Raw genomic sequence first — 7,478 nt, 5'->3', positions numbered from 1 at the left:
CGGCGGGATCGACCAGCCCGGCGGCGTCGGTCACGGCCGTGGCGGGTCTCGGCGCCCTGCTGGCCTTGCAGGAGGCGGGTGGGCCGTTGGAGCGGCGCCGGCGCGCCGTGGGCCGGGCCGGCCGCATTCTCGATGTGCTAGACGAAGTGAAACTGGCCCTGATGGACGGCCAGCTGTCGGTGGCGCAGATGGACCGCCTGAGCCGCGCCATCCGCGCCGAGCGCGACCAGACGGAGGACCCGGAACTGGAGGCTCTGCTGGACCAGATCGAAACCCGCGCAGCCGTGGAGTTGGCCAAGCTCGACGTGGCCCGGGCGCGGGCCGCTCACACGTCTGGTTGAGACGCGTTGAATGATGCCGACGTTCTGCTATACAGCCGCCTCCCAAGTTCCGGGGATTAGTCCAGGGGCGTGAGGTAACAGATGTCTGCCACTGTTTTGGCTAAAGAGGACTCCTATCGTCCGTCTGAGGACGAAGAGTTCATGAATGAGCGCCAGATCGAGTATTTCCGGCAGAAGCTCATGAACTGGAAGGAAGAGATTCTCCGCGAATCCCGCGAGACGCTCTCTCACCTCCAGAATGAAACAGAAAATCTGCCTGACGACGTCGACCGCGCCTGGTCGGCGACTGATCGGGCGCTTGAGCTTCGCACCCGCGACCGCCAGCGTAAGTTGATCTCTAAGATCGACGAAGCCCTGCGTCGCATCGAGGACGGCAGCTACGGCTATTGCGAAGAAACCGGCGAGCCCATCGGCCTCGCCCGGCTGGAGGCGCGGCCCATAGCCACCTTGAGTCTGGAAGCCCAGGAGCGGCACGAGCGCCGCGAACGGGTTCATCGCGACGACTGACCGAATTTCCGGCGCGGGCGGTTCCTTCATGGGGCCGCCCGCGGCCTTTCAAGCCCTCAGGTCACCCGACGCGTGGCCGCGGGCGCCTCATCATCATCGCCAGCCCGCAGGCGTCCGGCCATCAGGGGCAGGATATCCTCCACCTGGGTGGCCACCGACCAGCTCTGCATGAAGTCGGCCGGGGTGAGCCTGGCCTCTACCGTGTGCTGCAACAGGACGAACAGCGGGTCCCAAAAGCCGCCAGGGCTGTAGAAGACCACCGGCTTGCGGTGCAGCTCCAGGCGTCGCCAGGACAGAAGCTCGATAATCTCCTCCAGGGTGCCGATGCCGCCGGGCAGGACGACGAATCCGTCCGACCGCTCAAACATGATCTGCTTGCGCTCGTGCATGGAGCGGACGACCACGGTCTTGACCACGTCCAGCGCCCGTTCGCGGCTGGTGAGAAACTGGGGGATGACGCCGAGGACGTCGCCGCCGGCCTCGTGCGCCGCTCGGGCGCAGGCGCCCATCAGGCCCACGCCCCCGCCGCCATAGACCAGCCGGCGGCCCTCTTGGGCCAGAAGCTTGCCGAAGCGCGCCGCATCGGCGAGGTAGGCGGGGTCGGCGGCGTCGGACGACCCGCAGAAGACACAGACGGACTCGATGCGATCGGGCGATGCGCCCATGGGGATTGCGCCTCCGGGGAGTGATCGGCTGGCCCTAGGGCGCCGGGGAATGGGACTAGCTAGGGCGACAGGTGAAGGTGATCAAGACGACATCCGGACGCTGCACGGCGAAGACCCTCGCCCTGGTCATGGTCCTCGGGGCGGGGCTGGCCGCCTGCGGGGAGGCCCCCGCTGGCCGCAACCCCGCCCTGGGGCGCGATCCGCCCCGGACGGCCGCCTATGTGGACCCGCCAAAAATCCTGCGCCTCATTCCTGGCGAAGCCGGCGTCGTGGTGCTGGGCGCGGCTGCGCCTCAGGCGCGCGTGCGGCTGGCCACGCCGGAGGGCGAGGAGGTTCTGACGGAGGCCGGCGAGGATGGGGCCTGGACCCTCAACCTGCCGCCCAGCGGGCAGGCGCGGATCTTTGGCCTCTCCATGATCTCCGAGGCGCGCACGGTCCAGGCCGAAGGTTATCAGTTGATCCTGCCCGACGGTCGTCTCGTCCGCCTGCGCGCCGGGGCCGGCGCGGTGGTGGTGGGCGGCGGCGCGGAGCCGGTGCTGAACGCCTTCGACTTCGACGAGGATGGCGGCGCGGTGGTTTCGGGTCGGGCGCCGCCGGAGGCGAGCTTCACCGTCCGCATCGATGGCCGGCCGGTCACCACCAATGGACGCGCCGACGCCGAGGGACGGTTCAGCCTGCCATTCGGCGCGCCGGTGCCGCCGGGGCCGCACCGCATCGAGATTCAGGGTGAGGGCTTCGGCCTCGCCGCGGCCATCGACGCCACCCCGGGTCCGGCGCCGGCGCGGGGCGCCTTCCAGCTCACTCCCACCCCCTATGGCCCGCGGATCGATTGGCTGACGCCCGGCGGCGGGGTCCAGTCCACGCTTCTGATTGAGCCGGCGGCATGAGCGTCCAGGGGCTGGCGGGGCGGCGCGCATCGCCTGCGGGTGCGGCGGCGGCCGGAGGCTTCTCGCCCAGCCGCGCCTTGCGCGATCTCGGCCGTCTGGTCATGCGCTCGGGCGCGCCGCAACTGCCCCTGCGCCTGGCGGCCTCGGTGGTGCTGGTCCTGGTGGGCAAGCTAGCGGCGGTGAGCGCGCCGGTCATGTTGGGCGAGGCGATCAACACGCTTTCGGTCGCAGGCGGCGTCGTGACCCTGGGGGCGGGCTTTCTCGGCCTTGCCCTGGCCTTTGCGGGCCTGCGGATGGTGGCGGCCTGCGCCCCCTATGTGCGCGACGCCATCTTCACCGTTGTGGCCCAGGCGACCATGGCCCGGGCCGCCGTGGAGGGCTTCGGCCACGCCCTGTCCCTGTCGCTGGACTTCCACCAGAGCAAGCAGACGGGCGCCCTGGGACGGATTATCGAACGGGGCGCGCGCTCCACCGACTTCCTGATGCGCAGCGTGGTGTTCAACCTGGGCCCCACGGCCCTGGAGCTGGTCCTGGCCATGGGCGTCATGGTGGTCCGGCTGGATTGGCGCTTCGCCCTGACCGCCTTCGTAACGGTGGTGATCTATGCGCTCATCACCTTCAAGATCACCGACTGGCGGCTGAACCACCGCCGGGAGCTGAACGAGGCCGATTCCCGCGCCGCGGGGCTGTCGGTGGACGCCCTGATCAACTTCGAGACCGTGAAGACCTTCGGGGCCGAAAGCCGCGCCGTGGCGAGTTATGAGCGCGCCCTGGCCAGCTATGTGGGCGCGGCGGTCAAGGCCAACACCTCGCTCTCCATCCTCAACGGCGCGCAGGCGGTGATTCTGAATCTCGGCCTGGCGCTGATGACCGTGCTGGCCGGATTGGGCGTCTCCCAGGGACAGATGCAGATCGGCGACATCACCATGGCGGTGCTGCTGCTGACCGGCATCTACGCGCCCCTGAACATGCTGGGCTTCAACTACCGGGAGATTCGTCAGGGCTTCATCGACATGGAGCAGCTCGTGGCCTTGACCGAGCGGACGCCGGACATCGTCGAGGCGCCGGATGCCGCCGATCTGCCGCCGGCCTCGCCCGGGGGGGCGCGGCTGGAGTTCCGCGAGGTGGGTTTCCGTCATGACGCCCGCAGCCAGGGCCTGCTCAATCTCAGCTTCGTGGCCGAACCGGGGACCACGGTCGCTCTGGTGGGGCCGTCAGGCGCGGGCAAGACAACCGCAGTGCGTCTGGCGCTGCGGCTGATCGATCCCCAGGCCGGCGCCGTTCTTCTGGACGGTGTCGATCTGCGCCGGGTGCGGCAGGCGGCCCTGCGCCGGGCCATCGCCCTGGTGCCGCAGGACGTGGCGCTCTTCAACGACACCTTGCGGGCCAATATCGGATTTGGTCGTCCCGAGGCTGGCGAGGCGGCCGTCCGCGCCGCGGCGGATCAGGCCGAACTGGGGGCTTTCATCGACGGCCTGCCCGAGGGCCTCGACACCCTGGTGGGGGAGCGGGGCCTCAAGCTGTCGGGCGGCGAGCGTCAGCGGGTGGGCATTGCCCGCGCCCTGCTGGCCGATCCCCGCCTGCTGATCCTGGACGAGGCCACCAGCGCCCTCGACGGACGCACCGAGGAGGCGATCCAGGCGACCCTGCGCCGCGCCCGGGCGGGCCGCACGACGCTTGTGGTGGCTCACCGCCTCTCCACCATCGTCGACGCTGACCTGATCGTGGTGCTGCGCCGGGGCCGGGTGGTGGAGATGGGCGCCCACGAGGACCTGCTGGCCCAGGGCGGCGAGTACGCCGCCCTGTGGCGTCGCCAGACCCGACAGCGCTGAGCCCGGCGCAGAGCTTCCGAAAGGGGCTCAGACCGCCGGTTCGACCCCGTCAGCCGGCGGCGGGGCTTCTGTCGTGTGACGCCTGCGCCCCATCAGACGGCCCAGCCGCTCGCCATAGACCTTGGGCGCGGCCAGCATCACGGGCGTCAGGACCAGGGTGAGCAGCGTGGCGAACGAGAGCCCCCAGACGACCGACGCCGAGAGCTGGACCCACCATTCCGAGCCCGGCGCCTGGTACTCGATATGGCCGCTGCGGAAGTTGGGGTGCAGCTGGAACATCAGGGGCAGCAGGCCCACCACAGTCACCACGGTGGTCAGGATCACCGGCCGGAAACGCTGGGTGGCGGCGCGCACGGCGGCGTCGTCGGCCGCATAGCCTGAGCGCCGCAGCTGATAATAGGTGTCTACCAGGACGATGTTGTGGCCCACCACCACGCCGGCCAGGGCGACGATGCCGGTGCCGAGCATGATCACCGAGATATAGTTGAACGTGCCCAGGAAGTTCACCTGGACCCCCAGCAACACACCGACCGTGGACAGGGCCACCGCTGAGAGGGTCACGAAGACGCCGTAGAAGCTGTTGAACTGCCACAGCAGGATCACGCCCATCAGGAACAGCGACACGGCCATGGCGGTGACGAAGAAGCGGGCGGCCTCCTGGCCCTCTTCGTCGGCGCCGGAGAACTTCCAGCGCACATCGTTGGCGATGTCGGCCTCTTCCAGCCAGGGGCGCAGGGCCGCGATCTTCTGGTTGGCGGCCACCCCGTCCCGGGCGTTGGCCTGGACGATCACCAGGCGCTGGCCGTCGCGGCGCTGGATGGTGGTGACCTGCTGGGCCGGCGCCTGTTCGACGAAATAGCTCACCGGCACGGGACCGAGGGCGGTAGAGATCTTCAGGTCGTTGAAGGCCGCCATGTTCCGCGCTTCCGGCGGGAAGCGCACGCGGATGTCGAGCTCGTCCTCGGCGTCGTCAGGGCGGAAACGGCCCACCAGCACCCCGCCGGTGACGAACTGGATGGCCTGGCCCACGCTGACCACGTCGACCCCGTACCGGCCGGCGGCTTCGCGGTCGACGGCGAGATTGAGCTCGATGCCCGGCGAGGTGCGATTGTCCTCCAGCTCATAGAGGTCGGGATCAGCGGCAAGCCTGGCGCGGACCAGGTCGGCGGCCGCATTCAGAGTCTCGGGGTTGTTGCCCCGCAGCTCCACCTGGATGTCCTTGCCCACGGGCGGCCCGCCCTGGGGTTCGCGCACCTCGATCTGGATGCCCGGCAGGTCGGTCAGCTCCTTGCGGACGGCGGCGATGATGTCGGCGCCGCGCAGGCCGGCGGCCACGCGCTCTTCGAAGTCGACGAAGTCCACCTGCAGGCGGCCCACCGTGTCATTGGGCGGCCCTCCGCCGCCGCCGCCGCCCGGGCTGGTGGCGCCCGAGCGCGTGTAGATCGAATCGACGCCCTTGACGCCCAGCAGCCGGTTCTCGACCTGGCGAACGATGACGTCGTGGGCCTCCGGCGAGAGGTTGCCGCGCGCCTTCACATAGACCGAGGCCCATTCCGGATCCTGGTCCAGGAAGAACTCGGTGCGATGGGTGCTGGCGCCGAACCAGACGACGATGGCCGCCACGATCAGGAAGGTGCCGGCGAAGGTGCGCGTCGGCGCCTCGCCCAGGCGCCACAGGGTGCGCGCGTACCAGCCCATAAAGCCGGACATCTCGCGGGGGTCGCCGCGCTCGGACTTCTCGATCTCGGCCAGGTGATGGGCGTCGACGCCCGCCTTGCGCCCGAAGATCGAGCCCAGGGCCGGGGTGAAGATCAGCGCCACGAAAATGGAGGCCCCCAGGACGTACATGAGCGTCAAGGGCAGGAAGCTCATGAACTTCCCGGGAATCGAGTTCCAGAACATGAACGGCAGGAAGGCGCACAGCGTGGTCAGGGTGCCGTTCAGCACCGGGAAGAACATCCGCTTGCCGGCGGCGGCGAAGGCCTCTTCCCGGGGCATGCCCTCGGCCATCTTCCGGTCGGCGTACTCCACCACCACGATGCCGCCGTCCACCAGAATGCCGACGGCCAGGACGAGGCCGAACATCACCATCTGGTTCAGCGTGACCCCGGTGGCGTTGAGCATCAGGAAGGCCAGCATGAAGCAGGTGGGGATGGCCGCCCCCACCATCAGCCCCTGGCGAATGCCCAGGCTGAAGACGATGATCATCATCACCAGGAAGGTGGCGATGAGCAGGCCTGACTCCAGCACCACGAGCGTGCGCTCGATAAAATCGCTTTCGTCGAAGGTGTAGGCCACCTTCACCGTCTCGGGCCAGTTGGCCTTTTCCTCGTCCACCACCGCGCGGATGCCGGCGACCGTGTCGAGGATGTTGGAGCCGCTGCGCTTGGCCACCTCCAGCGACATGGCCCGCTCGCCGTTGAAGCGGGTGATGAAGTTGGGCTCCTTGAAGGTGCGGCGCACCTCGCCCACGTCGCCCACGGTGATGACCCGGTCGCCCTGGCGCTTGATGGGCAGGCGCAGGATGTCTTCCGGCCGCTCCACGACGCCCGGGACCTTCACAGCGAACTGGCCGCCGCCCGAGCGCAGATTGCCCGCCGGCACCAGCTGGTTGTTGCGGCCGATCACCTGGGCGAGCTCGCCGGTGGTGATGTTGTAGGCCTCCATCCGCAGGGGATCGATGGTGACTTCCAGCAGTTCCTGGCGGCCGCCGTTCAGCGACACCTCGAGCACGCCGGGCGTGCTTTCCAGCTGATCCTGCAGACTTCGGGCGATGCGATAGAGCTCGCGCTCGGGCGCTGCGCCCGAGAGCACGATCCCCAGGATCGGCTCGCCGCTGAAGTTGGCCTCTTCGATGATCGGTTCTTCGGCGTCCGGGGGGAAGCGACCCCGGGCCAGGTCGACCTTGGCCCGCACCTCGGCCAGCGCGCGGTCCTTGTTGAAGTCCGCTTCGAACTCGAGGTTGATGGCGCCCATGCCCTGGCGGGCGACACCGTTCATCTCCTTGATGCCCTCAATGGCCTGAAGTTCGACCTCCAGCGGCTTGACCAGCAGGCGCTCGGCGTCTTCCGGGCTGACGCCGGGGTAGGGGACAACCACCGAGACGAAGGGGAAGTCGATGTCTGGATTGGCTTCCCGCGGCATGGCGACATAGCCGAAGAAGCCGAACAGGCTGGCGATCAGGGCGACCCCGAGGACGACCTTCCGGCGCTTGATGGCGCCGTCGATAAGCGGACCGATCATGGG

6 protein-coding genes are annotated in these 7,478 nt (G+C 68.9%); 4 read left to right on the top strand and 2 right to left on the bottom strand.

The window, feature by feature from the left end:
• Together V7D28_RS03120 and dksA are read left to right on the top strand one after the other, a co-directional pair.
• A partial coding sequence (locus tag V7D28_RS03120) for a flagellar assembly protein FliX (protein WP_333585898.1) occupies positions 1 to 341 on the top strand: 341 nt, incomplete at its 5' end.
• 81 nt (positions 342 to 422) lie between these two features.
• Positions 423 to 848 (top strand): RNA polymerase-binding protein DksA, encoded by a 426-nt coding sequence (gene dksA / locus V7D28_RS03115; RefSeq protein ID WP_333585897.1) that lies wholly within the window; start codon positions 423 to 425, stop codon positions 846 to 848.
• A gap of 56 nt (positions 849 to 904) precedes the next feature.
• On the opposite strand, the gene V7D28_RS03110 is transcribed toward dksA, so the two are convergent.
• Positions 905 to 1,513, bottom strand: coding sequence for a TIGR00730 family Rossman fold protein (locus V7D28_RS03110; RefSeq protein WP_333585896.1), 609 nt, complete (start codon positions 1,511 to 1,513; stop codon positions 905 to 907).
• 77 nt (positions 1,514 to 1,590) lie between these two features.
• On the opposite strand from V7D28_RS03110, the gene V7D28_RS03105 reads away from it, so the two are divergent.
• Both V7D28_RS03105 and V7D28_RS03100 read left to right on the top strand, forming a co-directional pair.
• Complete coding sequence (locus tag V7D28_RS03105; protein WP_333585895.1) at positions 1,591 to 2,400, top strand: carboxypeptidase-like regulatory domain-containing protein; 810 nt, start codon at positions 1,591 to 1,593, stop codon at positions 2,398 to 2,400.
• Positions 2,397 to 4,232 carry an ABCB family ABC transporter ATP-binding protein/permease gene (locus V7D28_RS03100; protein WP_333585894.1) on the top strand — a complete coding sequence of 612 codons (1,836 nt, stop codon included), beginning with the start codon at positions 2,397 to 2,399 and terminating at the stop codon, positions 4,230 to 4,232. The genes V7D28_RS03105 and V7D28_RS03100 overlap by 4 nt, the downstream gene beginning before the upstream one ends.
• Positions 4,233 to 4,259: 27 nt before the next feature.
• Here the strand turns inward: V7D28_RS03100 and V7D28_RS03095 are convergent, their stop codons facing one another.
• Positions 4,260 to 7,475: an efflux RND transporter permease subunit gene (locus tag V7D28_RS03095; protein WP_333585893.1), complete on the bottom strand. Its 3,216-nt coding sequence runs from the start codon at positions 7,473 to 7,475 to the stop codon at positions 4,260 to 4,262.
• Between the last annotated feature and the right edge of the window lie 3 nt (positions 7,476 to 7,478).

The sequence above is a fragment of the Phenylobacterium sp. genome (genome assembly GCF_036723115.1).
Classification (GTDB): domain Bacteria; phylum Pseudomonadota; class Alphaproteobacteria; order Caulobacterales; family Caulobacteraceae; genus Phenylobacterium.
This window is presented reverse-complemented; position numbering and strand designations above follow the sequence as displayed.